Raw genomic sequence first — 18,510 nt, 5'->3', positions numbered from 1 at the left:
AATCGAATTCTAACGAATGACCGATTTCTGTCCCACTCTCTAGTGTTCTGCACTTGTAAAATCATAAAAGAAGGCATTGAGTTTTTCAACCAACTCGAGTGATGATAGGCTGCTTGTACAAATAAATGGTTTTTTCTTTAATTCTGGCATCATAAAGTTGGCCACCACAACATCTGCATCTGAAGCTTCGATATCTTCCACCGTTAGATTGTACTTGATCATCTGGGTGAATTCAAAGTTATCGGTACAGTAGAAATCAAGGAAGTCAATCATGGATTTGGCATGGTGATCATCAAAACGACTAATGATCAAGACCTTAATCGATTTCCGACGGCGCAATAACTGTGGCAAGAGGCGTTCCCAGTGAGTGTATACCGTGTAGATCATGTGCTTTAAGATCTCTTCGTTCAGATCGTGTTGCATCGTCTCCATATAAGCTATCAGATCTGCCTTCAAATCGTCATAAAAGGCTGGGAAGATACTCATAAAGTCATCATTGGTATTGGTTTTGGTATCAAATAAGAGAAACTCGGAGAACAATTCCTTACGCCCCAGATGGGCCGTATTGTGAACGTGCATCAACATTTCATCCAGGTTTTCAATTTCCAAATCATAGGTCTTGCAAAGATCCTTGAACATCTTTCGGATCAAATTCGTCGATTCTTTGGCATATTGGTCTGTTTCCGCTGCTTCAATAAGACTCTCTGGGCTAAAATAGAAATTCTCTTGAATAAAGATAATGAAGAACTGCTCTAGCACTTTTTCATTCAACTCAACCCCCAGCTGCAAACTGAAATAACGCAACATCTCTTCAACATTGGTCACCCCTTGATACTGATCCTTGTATTCATCAAAGGTGGTCGGCATATCGATGAAATAACCTTGCTTGATACGGGACAAATAAACCGTCAAGAGCACCTTATAAGACTTGATAACTGAGAAGGTTAAAGGATAGCCGTAGAGCTTAAAGAAGAAAGTGATCAAATCGGTTACGGCATTTTCCTTGAACTCAGGGAAAGGCCACTCCATATAGTAATATCGCTCTGCAAAATATTGGGCATAGAAGAAACGAACATCCGTTTCATCTCCAACCAGATTTAAAGGTTTCAAATCAATTTTTACATTATACTTGGTTTGGAGCTTTTGATTAATGGTACGGATCAAACGATAGAATGATTGGTAACTAAGATCAAATTTTCTACAGATATAGTCATTGGATACATCTTTATGGAAAAAAAGATATTCAATCAAAGCAAATGCTTGTGATTCTTTAAAGAAGTGATGGTACACCACCTCTAATCCCACCGAATCTTCATAACTGATTTTGATCCCGTTTGTTGAGGACTCAATCAAAAACTCGGTAAACGTACTACGAAGATTGGATAAATCTTCTTTTAAGGAACGCTCCGTGCAATCCAGGCGTTTAGCCAATTCTTTCAAATGAAACCATCTTTTTTCCTTGATCAAGATTTCCAATAATTCCAATTGGCGTCTTTGTTTTTTCGATAAAAGGAGTCTCATCTTTCCCTACCTTTTTCATTTTATCTTTAAAATACCTTTATTTTAACACATTTTATAGGACTTGTTGACTTTTAGATGCATTTTTTACAAAAATGTCTAAAAAAACTCTAAAGCCTCTTTGGGCCTTAGAGTCTATGATTTGTTAATGATTCCAAATTCTTCTTTTTTCTTTTGTTCTTTTGCCGCTCGATGGTTGTCATAAAGATTCATCAAGAATTTGATGATTTCCTTACCGATCGAATAGACTGGAATTGCAACTAACATCCCGATAATCCCGTAGATGTTACTAGAGAGTAACAAGAGGACCATGATCGTAATCGGATGGACCTTCATCACACCTCCAACGATTCGAGGATAGAGGATATTCCCGTCGATCTGCTGAATAATCAACATATAAATGACGGCTTTGACCATCATATCCATATCCGTAAACGCGTAGGTAATGATCATCGGGATCAAGCCAATTGTTGGTCCCACATAAGGAATGAGATTGGCAAAGGCTGAGAAAATGGCAAAGACCAAGGCATACTTCAAGCCGATAAAACTATAACCAATATAAGCGAGGGTCCCTATGATCAAGGCATCGATCGAAATACCGCTGATATAACGTGAAACTGTTTGATTGAGACTAACCAACAAACTCGAAATTTGTAGTTTGTCATTTCGTAGGATGGTCCGCTCCAACATCGGAAGTAGCTTCTTCCCATCTACGAGGAAGTAAACCAAAAAGATCGGTGTCATGATCAAAATAAAGACCGTATTGACAATAGTAGTGAGCACACTACCCAAACTATTGGTAACACTGTTCAAAAGATTTTGGAGGATATCCATGTAGGAGAGATTCAACTGTTGAATGGTTGATTGAATATTGATATTTTGAAACAAGGCATTGGTTGAGAGTTTTCGAACCAAGCTTTGGACTTCCCAATAGAGACCTTGCGTCGAATTGATCAAGCTGGATAGCTGATTGATCAAGATAGGAAGAAGATAGAATATCCCTAAACCGATGGTACTGAACAAGATAACTAGGGTGATCAAAATTCCAAAAATTCGCTTAATCTTTAAGTATTTCTCCAATAACTCAACAATTGGATTTGTAATGTAATATAAGAAACCTGCAATCAAAAATGGCAAGAGGATGGTATTCAAAACGGACACAAATGGGGCAATCAAGGCTCCCATGGATCTCCAAATGTAGAAAATCACTGTCAATAATAAGATCTCACATGTCCAGAATAACAATTTACTATTTCGAAACATTCCTTACCTCCTGTTTTCTATTCTACCATATTTTATGATAGAATAAAGGAGATTTTAATCAAAAGGATAAAGTTATGACGAATTTAATTGAACTAAAAGACGTTCATTTCATCCGCAATGGAAAAACGTTATTAAAAAAAATCAACTGGCAGGTGAAAGAAAAGGAATGCTGGGCCATTTTAGGTCTCAACGGGGCCGGAAAATCAACCCTTCTAAAGCTTCTCATGTCAGAATACTGGGCTAGTTCAGGTCAGGTAACAGTCCTTGGAACTCGTTTTGGGGAAGGTGGCATCCCTGAGCTTCGGAAACGCATTGGTGTTGTCAGCTCTTTTATCTCAGAAAGACTGTCCGAACACCTCCTCACAGAACAGATTGTCCTGACCGGGCAATACAAAAGTAGTATTTTGTATACGGCTTATGGAGAGAAAGAATTGGGCTGGGCACGCGATATGTTGACTTCGATTGGAGCCCGCTCTTTGATTGGACGAAAATACCGTGAACTCTCTCAAGGAGAAAAACAGACGGTTCTCATTGCACGAAGCCTCATGGACCAGCCAGATCTGATCATTTTTGATGAAGCCTCAAGCGGTCTTGATCTCTTTGCTAGAGAAAAGTTACTCCAGCAGATCCACCATATCAAAGAGTTGAAGCATGCTCCTACCATCCTCTACGTCACCCACCATGCTGAGGAAATTACCAAAGACATGACCCATGTCCTCTTGCTCAAAGATGGCCAAGTCGTGGACCAAGGACCAAAGGAAAATATCCTTACTCCTTCTATCCTTAGTCACTTCTACCAAGCACAGGTTTCCTTGATTGATTTGGGGGAGGGTCGCCTCTTTGTCAAACCTGAAGTACAATATTCAAATAAAACTGAATAAAATATACAAAAAGTGACTAAGTCGATCGGCCTGGTCACTTTTTTATTTTAGCTTAGCGATTTCGAGCATAGGCAATCACATCATAAGGGAGCGTATTGGCACTTTCTCTCAATGAGTAGTTCTCCAATTCGTTGACGTTTTTACGCATGCGACGTGCTTGTTTAGAGGTGATCAAGTGTCCCGCCTCGTATTCAAAAATTATCTTACGTTCAAGATAATAGCCTCTTAACATTTCATCGATATTATTTGGCTTCATTCGGTTAATAACCCGTTCGACAAAAGCTCCGCTAGAAATAATGGCTGTTTCTCTCAGACGAGATTCCTGGAGGTAAGAGATGAGACTACTCCGATAGACACCCTTAAGGTCTTCTAGACTTTCAATGATAATTTCTGTATTGGCCAAATAAAGAGCCGCAATCTGATCATAATCAATGGCTTCTAGTTGTCGATCCTCGTGTTTCCACCAATTCCTAAAACCAGATCCAAATGTGACAATTTCATGGCCCAACAAGCGTAAAAGCCGGAAGGAAACCAAGAAATAATAGGTTAAACGAGAGGAGAGATTCCGATTGATGCGCTGCTCCATATTCCGCAAATAGCGTTGATAAACACGGTAGCTGCGCTCTCTAATCCGTCCTTCTTCAAAAGCTTGCTCAAGGCCATCACTTTCAATACTTAACATCAAGAGCTTTAACTCTTCCCAGTCCTTTTGAATGAGCTTATTTTCTTGACTTAAGATCAGATTTTCAATCCGTCCATGGTAGTTATCAATGGCAGCGTATAGAGGCCCTTTTAGGTGACTATTTTTTAAATCAGCTTCTAATTCAGTCACAACATCATTTAGAATCGCAATCTGCATCAGGTCATCATTACCTTCTTCCTTATCATCTGATAAGGTTGGAAGAACGACTAATCCTACGAGAAAGCTAAGGAGCGTTACCCCTGCAACTAAAAAGAGCAAGATAGGGTACTCTTGTTCGAGCTTTGTTGGAATCAAAAGAATGGTCGCAATCGAAACTGTTCCCTTCACACCCGAAAAAGTCAGCAATAAGGCATCTTTTAGATAATTTCTCAACGATTTTTTTAGTCGAACCGTTCGGAACCAATAAAAGAGGTAAACCATGACAAAACGAATCAAGAAAAGTAAGGCTGTCAACAGAAAGACAGAAACAACTAAAAGAAGATTATTGTAAATGGGACTACTTAAGATGGGCTTGGCAATCATTTCCAATTCCATTCCTAAGATGACAAAGACCGAGCCATTTAAGATAAAGTTGACCGTATTCCAGACAGTATGGCTCACAGTATCCACACGCGCTTCAAGGAGGGTAATGTGCTTAAAGCGACTGGCTTTTAGGATCCCTGACACAACTACTGCAATGATACCGGAGACATGGAGTTCTTCTGCTAGGAAGAAGGTCAACAGTGGGAGACTCAGTTCTAATAACAATTCACTAGCAATATCACTGGCTCTCACACTCAAGAGTAATTTTTGCAGCCACCGGTTGACAAAGGCTGTCAAAAGGCCGACTAATAAGCCACCTGATATGGAAATCCCCAAAGAAATCCCTGCTTTTCCAACAGAAAAAGTACCTGTAGCAAGGGCTGCTAAAGCCATTCGAAAAGCAACCAGTCCAGAAGCATCATTGAGCAAACCTTCTCCTTTTAAGATATTGGAGACTCGCTTTGGGAAGCTAAAGCGCTCAGAAAGAGAGGCAAAGGCTACTAAATCCGTAGGGCCTAAAGCTGCCCCCACAGCCATACAGGCTGCCAAAGGAAGGCTCAACCACAAGGAGTGGGCAAGCCAGCCTAAACTCAGGGTTGAAAGAAAGATAACGGGGAAAATTAAATAGAGAATAACCCGCCAGTGCTTCAAGATAGAAGTAATATCTGCTTCTTCTGCTTCTCGAAACAAGAGTGGGCCAATCACAAGAGCTAAAAATAGCTCCGTATCCAGGTGAAACTGCTCTGCGGGGATAAACAAAGCCCAGCCAATCCCCAAGAAAATTTGGATCAAAGGTAATGGCAGACGGGGAAACAGTTTATTGGTGGCATTGGAGATGATCAGAACCATCGAAAAAATCACGGCATAAAGGAGAAGTTCCATTTTCTACCTCCTTAACGATCTTTGCAACAAATTTCAAATTGCTGTTTGATCTCCGCAATCTTTTGATCTGTCTTGGTTACATCCTTGTGCTCAATCTTCTTTTGGCACCGTTCCATTTCCAGTGCAACCAACTTCTTTTTGATTTTGAGCATCTTTTTGGTCATATGCACTTCGTCATAAAATCCTGTGGCCCGCTCGTGAACCGTGGACTCAACAAAATGTTGTCTTAGTCCCTCAATTTTATTCTTTAAATATTCTTTATCCATGCCGGTAGCTTTCTAATTTTTCAATCATGACCAAAAACGGGGGCTGATTCACTTGATTTAGCGTCCGGTAGATGGTCGCTGTGTAGTCTTTTTGAGGAAGCTGGCTGACAAAGTCCAGCACCGCATCGCGCTCAAGGTCTCCCCCCGCATGACCGTAATAAATCATAATTGCGATACGCCCACCTTTTTCTAAGCGAGTGCAGATTTTCTCCATGGCTTCAATCGTAGTAGCTGGCAGGGTAATCACTGATTTATCCGCAGCTGGCAGATAACCAAGGTTGAAAATTGCTGCTTTGAGATTCGTTACATAGTGATCCACATGCTGGTGGCCATCCAAAATCAATTGGACGTTTTGAAGCCCCAGCTGGTCCAATTTTTCTCGGGTATTGACAAGGGCCTGCTCTTGAATATCAAAGGCATAGACTTGACCTGCTCGTTTTGCTAAAAAAGCCGTATCATATCCATTCCCCATGGTCGCATCCACCACCACATCTTCTTTGGTGATGACTTCATTTAAAAACTGATGGGCCATTTCAAGTGGTCGTAACATGATCATCCTCCTCTTCTACTTTACAACCTTGGGTACTCCCACGACGCCGCATTTCCGCTTCAATGGCATTCAACACTTCCCATTTGTTGAGGCTCCACATAGGACCGATCAACATGTCGCGCGGGGCATCCCCGGTAATCCGATGGATCACGATGTGCTTAGGAATAATCTCTAACTGATCACAAATGACCTTGACATATTCCTCCTGGCTCATGAGTTGGAGACGCCCTTCATGGTAGTCGCGTTGCATGCGTGTATTGGTCATCAAATGCAAAAGGTGCAACTTGATCCCGTTAATCTCATTGTCCGTCACACAACGGCGAACATTTTCCACCATCATCTCGTGTGTTTCCCCCGGAAGCCCATTGATCAAATGGGAGACAATCTCAGCCTTCGGTACTTGTTTTCGAATGCGCTTGACGGTTTCAACATAGAGTTCATAACTATGAGCTCTGTTAATCAATTCAGAAGTCGCTTCATAAGTGGTCTGAAGGCCCAACTCAATCGTCACATGCATGCGCTCAGTCAGCTCTGCTAGGTAGGCTAAGGTATCGTCAGGTAAACAGTCCGGACGTGTTCCGATATTGATTCCGACAACTCCTGGCTCATTAATAGCCTGTTCATAACGCTCTCGAATGACTTCCACCTTATCATGGGTATTGGTGAAATTTTGAAAATAGACCAGGTACTTCTTCACATCTGGCCATTTCCGATGCATAAAATCAATCTCTTTGTAAAATTGTTCTCGAATCGGAGCTTCTGGAGCCACAATGGCATCTCCTGAACCTGAGACCGTACAAAAAGTACAGCCACCATGGGCGACTGTTCCGTCTCGATTAGGACAATCAAAGCCTGCATCAATAGGGACTTTAAAGGTCTTTTCTCCAAATAAAGTTCGATAATAATCATTCAAGGTATTGTAGGATTTCATACCCTTCATTATAGCAAAAAAAGAGTTGAACTCAAAACGCGAGTTCAACTCCTAGTTGGTAAGATCTTATTTTATCAGATCAACTTCTTCATCTCATCAATACGTGCGACGGTCGCATCGTATTTGGCTTGGTAGTCGGCTTGTTTGTCGCGTTCTTTTTGGACGACTTCTGGTTTTGCATTGGCTACGAAGCGTTCGTTAGAGAGCTTCTTACCAACCATATCCAATTCTTTTTGCCATTTAGCCAGTTCTTTGTCGAGACGAGCGAGTTCTTCTTCGACATTGAGGAGGTCTGCGAGAGGCAAGTAGATTTCTGCTCCTGTGATAACACTTGACATTACTAATTCAGGGACTTCTACATTAGCTGCGATTTCCAAGTGTTCAGGGTTTGTAAAGCGTTTGATGTAGTTGACATTGCTGTTAAAGAAGGCTTCCAAGTCGCTATCGCTAGTCTTAACAAGAATGGTGATCGGCTTGCTTGGAGCTACGTTTACTTCCGCACGCGCATTACGAACGGCACGAATCAAGTCTTTGAGGCTTTCGACACCAGTGTGAGCCGCAAGGTCTTCAAAGGCTGGATTAACAGTTGGGTATGTTGCTGTAACGATAGAACCGTCTGAGATTTGTCCAAAGATTTTCTCTGTCACGAATGGCATGATTGGGTGGAGGAGACGAAGGATCTTGTCCAAAGTATAAAGGAGAACAGAACGTGTGATGACTTTCTCTTCTTCGTTACCGCTATAAAGGACTTCCTTGGTCAACTCAACATACCAGTCCGCAAACTCGTCCCAGATGAAGTTGTAGAGGATGTGCCCAGCGACACCAAACTCAAACTTGTCAAAGTTTTCAGTGACTTTTCCGATGGTTTCATTGAGGTTGTGAAGAATCCAGCGGTCAGTAACGTTTCCAGCTTCCTTGTTGACAACTTTTTCCACATTGGCAGTTGCTTGCTCAAGGGTCAAGCCTTCATTGTTCATAAGGATGTAGCGAGAGATGTTCCAGATCTTGTTAATGAAGTTCCATGAAGCATCCATTTTCTCGTAAGAGAAGCGCACGTCTTGACCTGGTGCAGAACCGTTTGAAAGGAACCAACGAAGGGCATCGGCTCCGTACTTCTCGATCACATCCATTGGGTCAATCCCGTTACCGAGAGATTTAGACATTTTACGTCCTTGCTCATCACGGATGAGACCGTGGATCAACACGTTTTGGAACGGCTGACGACCAGTGAATTCCAAGGATTGGAAGATCATACGAGATACCCAGAAGAAGATGATGTCGTAACCTGTTACCAAGGTTGAAGTTGGGAAGTAACGTTTGAAGTCTTCTGAGTCGACATCCGGCCAGCCCATAGTTGAGAATGGCCAAAGGGCAGAACTGAACCACGTATCCAAGACATCTTCGTCTTGTTTCCATCTGTCACCTTCTGGTGCTTCTTCACCAACGTACATTTCACCCTCAGCATTGTACCAAGCAGGGATTTGGTGACCCCACCAGAGCTGACGAGAGATGACCCAGTCGTGAACATTTTCCATCCATTGAAGGAAGGTATCGTTGAAACGAGGTGGGTAGAAATCAACCTTATCGTCTGTGTCTTGGTTTGCGATGGCATTTTTGGCCAATTGATTCATCTTCACAAACCATTGAGTAGACAAACGTGGTTCAACAGGCACACCTGTACGCTCTGAGTGACCAACCGAGTGAGTCATCTTTTCGATTTCAACAAGGGCACCGATTTCTTCCAATTTCTTGACAACAGCCTTACGAGCTTCAAAGCGGTCCATGCCGTTGAATTCACCAGCCAATTCATTCATGGTACCATCATCGTTCATAACATTGACTTGAGGAAGATTATGACGTTGACCAACCAAGAAGTCATTCGGGTCGTGGGCAGGAGTGATTTTAACCACACCAGTACCGAATTCAGGGTCTGCGTGTTCATCCCCAACGATTGGAATTGGCTTGTTCAAGATTGGCAAGATAACATTTTTACCAATCAAATCTTTATAACGGTCATCATTTGGATTAACGGCTACAGCAGTATCCCCAAACATAGTTTCAGGACGAGTAGTCGCCACTTCAAGGGCACGTGAACCGTCTTCTAACATATAGTTCATGTGGTAGAAGGCACCTTCCACATCCTTGTGAATAACCTCGATATCAGAAAGGGCTGTACGGGCTTTTGGATCCCAGTTGATGATGAATTCACCACGGTAGATCCAGCCTTTTTTGTACAAATCTACAAAGACCTTACGAACAGCTTTTGACAAGCCTTTATCAAGAGTGAACCGTTCACGTGAGTAGTCCACTGAAATCCCCATCTTGCCCCATTGTTTCTTGATGGTAGACGCATACTCATCTTTCCATTCCCAAACTTTTTCAAGAAATTTCTCACGGCCGAGGTCGTAACGCGAAATACCACTTTCAGCCAAACGCGCTTCAACCTTGGCTTGAGTAGCAATCCCAGCATGGTCCATCCCTGGGAGCCAAAGCGTATCAAAACCTTGCATCCGTTTTTGACGGATGATGATATCTTGCAAAGTCGTATCCCAAGCGTGACCAAGGTGGAGTTTCCCAGTTACGTTTGGTGGTGGAATCACGATAGAGTAAGGCTTCGCCTTTTTATCGCCTGAAGGCTTGAAAACATCCTCATCAAGCCATTTTTGGTAACGACCAGCCTCAACCTCGGCTGGATTGTATTTAGGTGAAAGTTCTTTAGACATGTGTGTTCTCCTTTTATCTATGATATCCCAAATCAGCGGGATTAGAATCTCCTGAAATTTTCCTAATTTCTCCCCCAGATTTTTCAAAATTATCACGTTGTTTAGTTACTTTTTCTATCAATTCAATAGTTTCATTATTTTTGATATTTTTCCGATTATACTGTCCTTTTGACCAATATTGAATCGCATTATTACTGTCTCCACAAATAACTTTTGCTTGAATCTGTTCTGCGATTTTCATAGCAAAGAATAGAGCTAATAATTCTCCATGATTATTTGTTAATCCTTCTTTTAAAATTACTATGCCACTTGTATCATCAACACTTTCGACACCATATGGGCTAGTGAAATATTCTGATAAATCTAAATTTAAAAGTAATGGAGTTTTTGATTCGTCCAAAACATTTACTTTAGTTTGTTCTCTATCTTTATTACCGTTATGACCAATCGTACTTGCATCAAAATAGATTATTTTGTCGTTCATTATCTACACCCCTAAATATTTATTTCAATTATATCTTTTCCCACTCACTCTTCATCAAGCCATATATCAGATTGTCACAGCGGTTTCCTTGGGCATCTTTGCGATCCCTTATGCGAGCTTCAAGGGTAAATCCAAGCTTCTCTGCAACTCGTTGACTTTGGGCATTGTAGCCAAAGCAAGTCAGTTCTATCTTGTGAAGACCCAATTCTTTAAAAGCCAGATCAATCAAGGCACGCGCCGCTTCCGGCACATAGCCTCGACCCCAATAGTCTGGGTGCAAGGTATAGCCAATCTCCAGCACATCGTCTTCATGACGATGGTTGAAATCAACAGAGCCGACGATGTTATCGGTTCCTTTGACCACAATGCCGTAACCTGCTGGGAGATTTTCCTTTTGATTGCGCTCAGGGAGGATATGCTCTAGATAGTAAATCTCATCTTCCAAGGTCTTAACAGGCGGAAAGCCCGCTGGGTAGGAGACTTCTGGGAGACTGGCAAAGTCAAAGATATCCTCAGCATCCGCCACTGTACGGACTCGTAAAACGAGACGCTCCGTTTCGATTCGTTCTGGCAGTTCAGCTCTTGTCATCCCTCTTCCTCGATTTCTTGATAAAGATTCCCATGGGATCGACTCGGTCGTCCAGATAACGATAAACGCGCTGGTGTCCGTCCCCCATAAAGTAAGTTGGCGCGAAGCGGTCATTTTTAAAATGCCCTTTGTCATCCAAGAGATCTGGATCAGCCAGTCGCTCGAGAATCTTAGCAAAGATATGGCAGATGCCATCTTCCTCGATGATACGATCTACCTGGCAATCCAGAACGACGGGACATGCCTCTAAAATCGGAGCCTGAGTCCGTTCAGAAATCCTATAGTCTAGTCCCAAGTGTTCCAACTTCTCCCGATGGCTGATAAATCCAGCCTGCTCCATCTCAAGCATGAAGTTTTCATCAGGAATGTTCACAGTAAACTGTTGATAGTGCTTGATCTGGTCTGCTGCATTTTCCTCAGCACCAACCCCAATGACTAACCAATCTCCTAGACTATATGAGGAGCTGCAGGTCGTTATATTGTGTCCAAAGTTCTGGTCCTCATACCCCAAGATAAAGATAGGAAAACCATAGTAGAGCTTACTTGTTTTAAAAGATTGTTTCATGACAACCTCCTTTGCCTAGAGTTGCAAAAAAATCGCCCCTGTCATCAATCTGACAGGGACGAATATGTTTATCCGCGGTACCACCCAATTTCGGGCAGATGCCCGCATCTTTAATCTTATTATTTCTCTTTTATGACGTCGTTAGCTCGTCCCAAAAGCAAGCAAAAAGACCATTTCAATATTTCATTTTTATCCATTAGCAACTAGTTTTGACACATTTGTGGACTTCTCAGCTCCGCCACTTTCTGTAAAATATGGGATTCAAAACACCTCTAATAGCTTCATTTTATCAAGATCTTCTGGAAATAGCAAGAAATCACAAAAGCGATTATTTAAATTTAATGCCTAGTTCTTTCAATTTCTTGATTGTAGCTGGGCCGATTCCTTTAAGGGCCAACAACTCTTTCTCTGTCCAGCTAGTAAAGTCCGCAACAGAGCGAATACCTTCATCATAGAATGTTTGCGCACGATCAAGTGCCACACCTTCCAAACTTGCAGCAAACTCTTCCACTGAAGAAGCCGCTTGTTTCACTTCTTTTGCTACTGCTTTTGTAGCTTTTTCAACTTTTTTCGGTGCTTCTTTCACAGCTGCAGTTACAGTTGCAACAGCTTTTTTCAAGACATGTCTATTTTGATGTTTGTATTGTTTTGCACGGTTTACGTTCTTCTTTGCCATTTTTCCTCCTAAAAATAGTGATCAATTCCTAAGGCAACAAGGTTTCATCACCATCATTACTTTCAATAATCCGTTGATGTCATTTCAACTTTTTTATTGTATCATAATCCCTTAAAAAATCAAGTCATTGCCCAATTTTCAGCTAAATCCAGCTGGTAAAACGCCTTCAATAACGTCATTTTAGTATTTTCTTTCACCAAAGAGGCCATCTGGCAAATCATGAAATCCCTTTCCAGCGTGGAAATTTTCAAACTTCCCTTGCAAGAACTGATAAGCATCCAAACGGCTTTCATAGCGAATCATGGCAATTTTAGCTCGTTCATCCTGGTCTTCATCAAAAACCTTCTTACTTTCTTCTAGGGCCATCTCATTGATCATGACTTGGGTCTTGATCCACTCCTCAAACTCCTTCATAAACTCTGTTTCGTAACTCATCTTTACTCCATTCCTCTATAAAAATCCGTATCGATCTCTCGATAGGGTTGAATGTCCTGAACATATTCCAAGACACCTTGAAAGTCTCCAGCTTCATCACGCACGGCTGCATAGGTGACATGGACGAATTTTCCACGCGATTCTGATTTGAACCACATTTCGTACTTGTCTTTTTTCCCTTCACGAAGTCCTTGCATAATCGCCTTGACCTTCTCCAAGTATTTTGGCGGATGGCACAATTCGACATTACGTCCTATCTGCGACGGCGTCCGTTTGAAAATCATCTCCTCAAAAGGCGCCACATCATTGTAATATTGGAATATATCATCCTTATTGACAAAAGTGATCTCCATCGGCAAATGATTTAAAATCAAATTCGCTTGCTCGACTGACAAATAACCATTGCCAAATGATTGAGCTTGCTTTCTATCAAAGCTCTCTTCTTTTTTCTTAGGTGTGAAAGTAATGGTCAATTGTCCCTCAGGAGTCTCAATGACCTGACGTTGTTCTTCTCCTCCTGAAGAAGAAAGAAGTTCAGTAGAATCTTCTGGTTCCTTCAGTGGTTCTTCTTTGAAACCTACGCGTTTTGGCACCCATTTTTCACTTGGGAGAATAATGGCATAACCATAAGCATCACTTTCCTCCGCAATGGAAAGCCAATCATCCTGAGTAAAGGATTCCAACAATATCATCAAGAGAATTGATTCTTCTTTAAAGATCATTCCCTCAAACTCTTGCGCAAAGGCTTCAAAACACTTTTTGACTTCTAAGATGTCGGAATCCGGTAGTCCCTTGGCCACATCCAGTGCTTTCGCAAAGAGTTCCCGAATCTGGTCATCCACCCCCCACATCACTTTCGGAGGTGAATCATGGCCGTATTTTTCCATAATCGGAAACATCAACTCTTCCTTCCGGCGATAATGCCGATCAAATTGACCCACCAAGCCCAACTGACGCAGTAAGCCCTTATGAATCTCTTGGATCATCTCAGGATCCTCAGTTGTCTCATAATTATCTAGCAAGCGGCGGACCCGCATCATAGCGGCCCGAAGAGCCAGGTTCTCCTGCTTAAAGATTTGAACCGGATGGCCTGGATGGTCAGTATCTGCCACTTCGACCCCTTGGACAGCGTTCTTAAAGAGATTCGCATGGACATCACAAAGTTCCATAACATCTTCAAACGTAACCCCTGCATCAGAGTTCATCAGCTCATGCTCCATGAGAGAGATCTCAATCGCAGAAACCCCCGCAAAGGTCGCATCAAATCGTTCTTGGACCGACTCAGGAGATGCTCCATGATGCAGGTCTAATAAGATGTCTCTCAAGACATGAATTCGTTCATCGCTCATTAGTCTAACCCCACTACTTCATAGCCATTAGCTTCTAGCGTTCGCACAACCTTCTCCATGGGGGTACCTTCTAATTTTGATCCTTGTTTCAAGGAAACCTTGCGCCCAACTGTATTGCGCATGATGGGGTTGGCTAAAGGTTTAAAGCCCAACTCCACCAACAAGTCCAATACTTCCGGATGTTGATCAATGACTTGAGCCACTGGAATCGATACATCAATAACATTGTCCATTTTCCTATTTCCTTTACTCATTTCGTTCATTTTCACTTCTTCACTAATTTCACAACTGCTTCTGTCCGTGCTGTATGGGGGAACATATCCACTGATTGAATGTATTCAACCTCATAAACCTTTGTCAAAGCCACTAGATCCCGTGCCAAAGTAGAGACATTACAAGAGACATAGACCATCTTTTCAGGTGCATAGTGCAACAAGGTCTCGATCAATTTCGCCCCTAAACCCGTACGGGGTGGATCCACAATGACTGCATCTGCTCGATAGCCTTCTTGGTACCAGCGAGGAATGATCTCTTCTGCTGTACCAACCTCATAGTGGGTATTCTCAAATCCCATCCGTTTAGCATTGTATTTGGCATCTTCAATCGCTTCAGGAATGATATCCATCCCCCGAACACTTTTCACTCGATTCGCAAAAGCAAACCCAATCGTTCCAACACCACAGTAGGCATCAATTAGATGATCCTCCGGCGAAACATCCAAAGCCTTAACCGCCTCACTATACAAGACTTGAGTCTGCTCTGGATTCAGTTGATAAAAGGCACGAGGAGAAAGGGAGAATTCGTAATCCAAAACACCTTCAAGAATAGCCTCTTCACCCCAAATAATCTGTGTTTGGTCCCCATAGATTTCACTGGAGCGAGACGTATTTTTATTAACAGCAACGCTGACAATCTCAGGGTGTTTCTTAACCAAGTCTTCCACTAAATCCTTTAAATTAATCTGCCGACTAGTGACCACAATGATCTGAACCTGACCAGACTTCCGAGCCCGTCGAACCATCATGGTTCTGACACCCAGTTCTTTTCGCTCATCAGCAATCGGAATCTGATAGTAGGTCAATAAATCCGCTAGATCAGTAGCAATCGCTTGAATAACCGGATCTTGAACCAAACAATCTTTTAATTCTACCAAATAATGTGAATTTTGAGCATAGAGCCCCGCCTTCACCTGACCCTTGAATTTCCTTGTTTGAAATTGCAATTTTGCCCGATAGTAAAGAGGCTCCTTCATTCCGATTGTCGGCCGAATAGCATACTGTTCAAAGCCTTCAGGTGAGAACTTCTTCAAGGCCTGTTGCAATAAATCTGTCTTAAACTCCAACTGCTTGTCATACTTCAAATGCATGATTTGACAGCCCCCACAGGTCTCATAGATATCACACATGGGTGTCACCCGATACTTAGACGCCTTATTCACAGATAGGAGTTTGGCTTCCGCAAAATTTTTCTTGACACTTGTAATTTGACAGAAGATATCTTCGCCCTTTAAAGCCCCAGGCACAAAGACAAGTGTTTTTTTATAAAAGCCAATTCCTTCTCCGTTAATTCCCATTCGTTTAATTTTCAAAGGAATTTTTTGTTTTACTTTAAGACTCATAAGTCTATTATACCACGTAGTTTCTCAATGTTTAAGAATATGTTACAATAAAACCATGAATACAAAGATATCTCATTTTTCCCCATTGGATTTTCCTGAGCAATTACGAACTTATATAGAGGGAGCAACTCTTTCTGACAGCTCTTCTCATTCAGGCGCAACGGTTCTCTATCTTGATTCAGGTTACTATTTGAAAATAGATCAAAAGGGAAGATTAGAGAGAGAAGCTAGAATTGCAAGTTTGTTTGAACAAGAGGGAATAGGAACTCCAGTCATCCACTATCTATCTACAGATAAAGACTACCTCCTGACTAAAGAGGCTATTGGTCATGATACTCTCGCTTTTTTAGACCAGCCAGAAAAAATCTGCCGAACCATGGCCGAAGCTCTTAAAAAACTTCACAGCTTTTATCCGCAAAATTTCCCATCAGAAAATCATTTACAGGCCTATAAAGACAGAGCATTAAAAAACTATGAAAAAGGTGAGTTCTATGCCAAGGCTCTCCTACCCCAATTCCGGATTAGCAGCCGTGAAGAGGCCTTCCAGCTCATTCGAGAACAAGGGCACCTTTTAAAGACAGATGCCTTTATTCACGGGGATGCCTGTCTACCGAACCTTATTCTAAAAGATGCTGACCACTTCTCTTGCTTTATTGACCTTGGCTTAGCTGATTTCAGTGACCGACATATCGATCTCTTTTGGGCAGTTTGGTCCCTCAACTATAACCTACATGACCCTAAATACGCAGAACTATTTCTTGACTATTATGGGAGAGAACAGGTCGATGTAAATAAACTTCGACTCGTTGCTGCCTTTGAAGCGTTTGGATAAAAGGAAAATCATGAAAATCACAAAACTAGAAAAGAAAAAACGTCTCTACCTGCTAGAACTTGATAGCGACCAAACCTGCTATATTACAGAGGATACCATTGTTCGCTTTATGTTGACCAAGGATAAGGAAATTAGTCCTCAAGAGTTTGCAGAAATTCAAACCTTTGCACAATTTTCCTACGGAAAAAACTTGGCGCTCTACCACTTATCCTTCAAGGCCCGTACTGAAAAAGAAGTCAGAGACTATTTAGTTAAACATGAGATTGATGAGAAAATCATACCACAAGTCATCCAAGCCCTCAAGGATGACAACTGGATCAATGACCGTCAGTATGCCTATGCTATCATCAATTCCAATCAGCTATCTGGTGACAAGGGAAGCTACATGCTGATACAAAAGATTTCTCAAAAAGGAGTTGCTAAGGCCGTTATCCAAGACGTCTTACAAGAATTTAACATGACGGAAGTCGCAGAGCGTACAGCCGAAAAACTACTGAAAAAATATCAGGGTAAATTGCCTGCTCGTGCTCTACAAGACAAGATAATCCAAAATCTTACCAACAAAGGGTTTTCCTACTTGGAAGCTAAAACAGCCTTTGACCAACTGGATAGCCAGATAGAAGAGGAAACCGTTCAGGAACTAATCTTTAAAGAGTTGGATAAGCAATATCGGAAATATTCGCGAAAGTATGATGGCTACGACCTCAAACAACGTTTAACACAAGCACTGGCAAGAAAAGGGTACGATTATAGTGATATAACGTCAGCCATAAGGGACTTCCTAGATGAATAAACCTCTCTTCATGAATTAAATTGAAAATATGATAGAAAAAACAGAAAATATTTGAAAAAATATGATACAATATAGAGGATATACTTAGATTGTAGAAAGTTGGTACGTTATGAAACTACCTAAAGAAGGCGACTTTATTACAATTCAAAGTTATAAACATGATGGCAGTTTACACCGAACATGGCGTGACACCATGGTATTAAAGATAACCGAAAATGCAATTATTGGAGTAAATGATCATACACTTGTTACTGAAAGTGATGGCAGACGTTGGATTACACGTGAACCAGCGATCGTTTATTTCCATAAAAAATATTGGTTTAACATCATCGCCATGATCCGTGACAATGGTGTATCATACTACTGTAACCTAGCAAGTCCTTTTCACATCGACCAGGAAGCCTTAAAATATATCGACTATGATCTCGATGTCAAGGTCTTTACAAATGGTGAAAAAAAATTGTTAGATGTTGAAGAATATGAGCAGCATAAAGAGAAAATGCACTATTCAGACAACATTGACTTTATTTTGAAGGAAAATGTAAAGGTATTAGTAGATTGGATCAACCAAAACAAAGGTCCTTTTTCAGAGGAATATATCAAAATTTGGTATAACCGTTATGTTGAACTGCGAAATAAATAAAGTTGGAAAGAGCGAAAGCTCTTTTTTCTTGTCATCCATCTAAAGAAATAACAAAAAAGCCTAATGAAACCATTAGCCTTTTCAATATACTATCGGGAAGACAGGATTCGAACCTGCGACACCTTGGTCCCAAACCAAGTACTCTACCAAGCTGAGCTACTTCCCGATCTAAAGCTTTCGCCTTATGCACCCTAGAGGAGTCGAACCTCTAACCGCCTGATTCGTAGTCAGGTACTCTATCCAGTTGAGCTAAGGGTGCCCATTCTATTTCTGCTTTACATAGTCTT

At 41.6% G+C, this 18,510-nt stretch carries 19 protein-coding genes and 2 tRNA genes; 4 read left to right on the top strand and 17 right to left on the bottom strand.

The window, feature by feature from the left end; all coding sequences use genetic code 11:
• Positions 1-39 precede the first annotated feature (39 nt).
• Both BTU61_RS02225 and BTU61_RS02220 read right to left on the bottom strand, forming a co-directional pair.
• Positions 40-1,521: an AcpB/EbpR/MafR family transcriptional regulator gene (locus BTU61_RS02225; protein WP_187540783.1), complete on the bottom strand. Its 1,482-nt coding sequence runs from the start codon at positions 1,519-1,521 to the stop codon at positions 40-42.
• A gap of 132 nt (positions 1,522-1,653) precedes the next feature.
• Positions 1,654-2,781: an AI-2E family transporter gene (locus BTU61_RS02220; protein ID WP_187540782.1), complete on the bottom strand. Its 1,128-nt coding sequence runs from the start codon at positions 2,779-2,781 to the stop codon at positions 1,654-1,656.
• A 74-nt stretch (positions 2,782-2,855) separates the two neighbouring features.
• On the opposite strand from BTU61_RS02220, the gene BTU61_RS02215 reads away from it, so the two are divergent.
• A complete protein-coding gene (locus BTU61_RS02215) occupies positions 2,856-3,662 on the top strand; it encodes an ABC transporter ATP-binding protein (RefSeq protein ID WP_200772161.1) in 807 nt (268 codons plus the stop codon).
• A 52-nt stretch (positions 3,663-3,714) separates the two neighbouring features.
• Here the strand turns inward: BTU61_RS02215 and BTU61_RS02210 are convergent, their stop codons facing one another.
• The 13 genes from BTU61_RS02210 to rlmD all read right to left on the bottom strand — a co-directional run bounded on the left by BTU61_RS02210 (position 3,715) and on the right by rlmD (position 15,955).
• Positions 3,715-5,769, bottom strand: coding sequence for a cation:proton antiporter (locus tag BTU61_RS02210; RefSeq protein WP_200772160.1), 2,055 nt, complete (start codon positions 5,767-5,769; stop codon positions 3,715-3,717).
• 11 nt (positions 5,770-5,780) lie between these two features.
• Positions 5,781-6,035 carry a hypothetical protein gene (locus tag BTU61_RS02205; protein WP_187540779.1) on the bottom strand — a complete coding sequence of 85 codons (255 nt, stop codon included), beginning with the start codon at positions 6,033-6,035 and terminating at the stop codon, positions 5,781-5,783.
• A complete protein-coding gene (mnmM, locus tag BTU61_RS02200; RefSeq protein WP_200772159.1) occupies positions 6,028-6,585 on the bottom strand; it encodes a tRNA 5-(aminomethyl)-2-thiouridylate-methyltransferase MnmM in 558 nt (185 codons plus the stop codon). The genes BTU61_RS02205 and mnmM overlap by 8 nt, the downstream gene beginning before the upstream one ends.
• Positions 6,569-7,525, bottom strand: coding sequence for a tRNA modification radical SAM protein MnmL/YtqA (gene mnmL / locus BTU61_RS02195; protein ID WP_200772158.1), 957 nt, complete (start codon positions 7,523-7,525; stop codon positions 6,569-6,571). Before mnmL ends, mnmM begins: the two co-directional genes overlap by 17 nt.
• 65 nt (positions 7,526-7,590) lie before the next feature.
• The gene (locus BTU61_RS02190) at positions 7,591-10,239 is read right to left on the bottom strand and encodes a valine--tRNA ligase (RefSeq protein ID WP_200772157.1); all 2,649 of its coding nucleotides are present in this window, start codon (positions 10,237-10,239) and stop codon (positions 7,591-7,593) included.
• Between the two features lie 13 nt (positions 10,240-10,252).
• Positions 10,253-10,723 carry a ribonuclease H family protein gene (locus BTU61_RS02185; RefSeq protein WP_200772156.1) on the bottom strand — a complete coding sequence of 157 codons (471 nt, stop codon included), beginning with the start codon at positions 10,721-10,723 and terminating at the stop codon, positions 10,253-10,255.
• A gap of 28 nt (positions 10,724-10,751) precedes the next feature.
• A complete protein-coding gene (locus tag BTU61_RS02180) occupies positions 10,752-11,312 on the bottom strand; it encodes a GNAT family N-acetyltransferase (protein ID WP_200772155.1) in 561 nt (186 codons plus the stop codon).
• Entirely contained in the window at positions 11,299-11,877 is a 579-nt protein-coding gene (locus BTU61_RS02175; protein ID WP_200772154.1) for a flavin reductase family protein, read from the bottom strand. Before BTU61_RS02175 ends, BTU61_RS02180 begins: the two co-directional genes overlap by 14 nt.
• A gap of 328 nt (positions 11,878-12,205) precedes the next feature.
• A complete protein-coding gene (locus tag BTU61_RS02170; RefSeq protein ID WP_200772153.1) occupies positions 12,206-12,553 on the bottom strand; it encodes a helix-hairpin-helix domain-containing protein in 348 nt (115 codons plus the stop codon).
• Between the two features lie 180 nt (positions 12,554-12,733).
• Positions 12,734-12,988 carry a DUF1912 family protein gene (locus tag BTU61_RS02165; protein ID WP_013903179.1) on the bottom strand — a complete coding sequence of 85 codons (255 nt, stop codon included), beginning with the start codon at positions 12,986-12,988 and terminating at the stop codon, positions 12,734-12,736.
• A 2-nt stretch (positions 12,989-12,990) separates the two neighbouring features.
• Positions 12,991-14,337, bottom strand: a complete 1,347-nt coding sequence (locus tag BTU61_RS02160) for a DUF438 domain-containing protein (protein WP_200772152.1) — start codon at positions 14,335-14,337, stop codon at positions 12,991-12,993.
• Positions 14,337-14,570, bottom strand: coding sequence for a DUF1858 domain-containing protein (locus tag BTU61_RS02155; protein ID WP_200772151.1), 234 nt, complete (start codon positions 14,568-14,570; stop codon positions 14,337-14,339). The genes BTU61_RS02160 and BTU61_RS02155 overlap by 1 nt, the downstream gene beginning before the upstream one ends.
• 32 nt (positions 14,571-14,602) lie before the next feature.
• A complete protein-coding gene (gene rlmD, locus BTU61_RS02150; protein WP_200772150.1) occupies positions 14,603-15,955 on the bottom strand; it encodes a 23S rRNA (uracil(1939)-C(5))-methyltransferase RlmD in 1,353 nt (450 codons plus the stop codon).
• A 55-nt stretch (positions 15,956-16,010) separates the two neighbouring features.
• On the opposite strand from rlmD, the gene BTU61_RS02145 reads away from it, so the two are divergent.
• From BTU61_RS02145 to ntdP, 3 genes are all read left to right on the top strand, one after another.
• Entirely contained in the window at positions 16,011-16,787 is a 777-nt protein-coding gene (locus BTU61_RS02145) for an aminoglycoside 3'-phosphotransferase (protein WP_200772149.1), read from the top strand.
• Between the two features lie 10 nt (positions 16,788-16,797).
• Positions 16,798-17,580: a recombination regulator RecX gene (gene recX / locus BTU61_RS02140; RefSeq protein ID WP_200772148.1), complete on the top strand. Its 783-nt coding sequence runs from the start codon at positions 16,798-16,800 to the stop codon at positions 17,578-17,580.
• Between the two features lie 109 nt (positions 17,581-17,689).
• A complete protein-coding gene (ntdP, locus tag BTU61_RS02135) occupies positions 17,690-18,223 on the top strand; it encodes a nucleoside tri-diphosphate phosphatase (RefSeq protein ID WP_187540768.1) in 534 nt (177 codons plus the stop codon).
• 92 nt (positions 18,224-18,315) lie between these two features.
• Here the strand turns inward: ntdP and BTU61_RS02130 are convergent.
• Positions 18,316-18,389, bottom strand: a tRNA-Pro gene (locus BTU61_RS02130).
• A gap of 19 nt (positions 18,390-18,408) precedes the next feature.
• Positions 18,409-18,482 (bottom strand) — tRNA-Arg (locus tag BTU61_RS02125).
• Between the last annotated feature and the right edge of the window lie 28 nt (positions 18,483-18,510).

This window comes from Streptococcus lactarius, from assembly GCF_016642265.1.
In the GTDB taxonomy this organism is placed as follows: Bacteria; Bacillota; Bacilli; order Lactobacillales; family Streptococcaceae; genus Streptococcus; species Streptococcus lactarius.
This window is presented reverse-complemented; position numbering and strand designations above follow the sequence as displayed.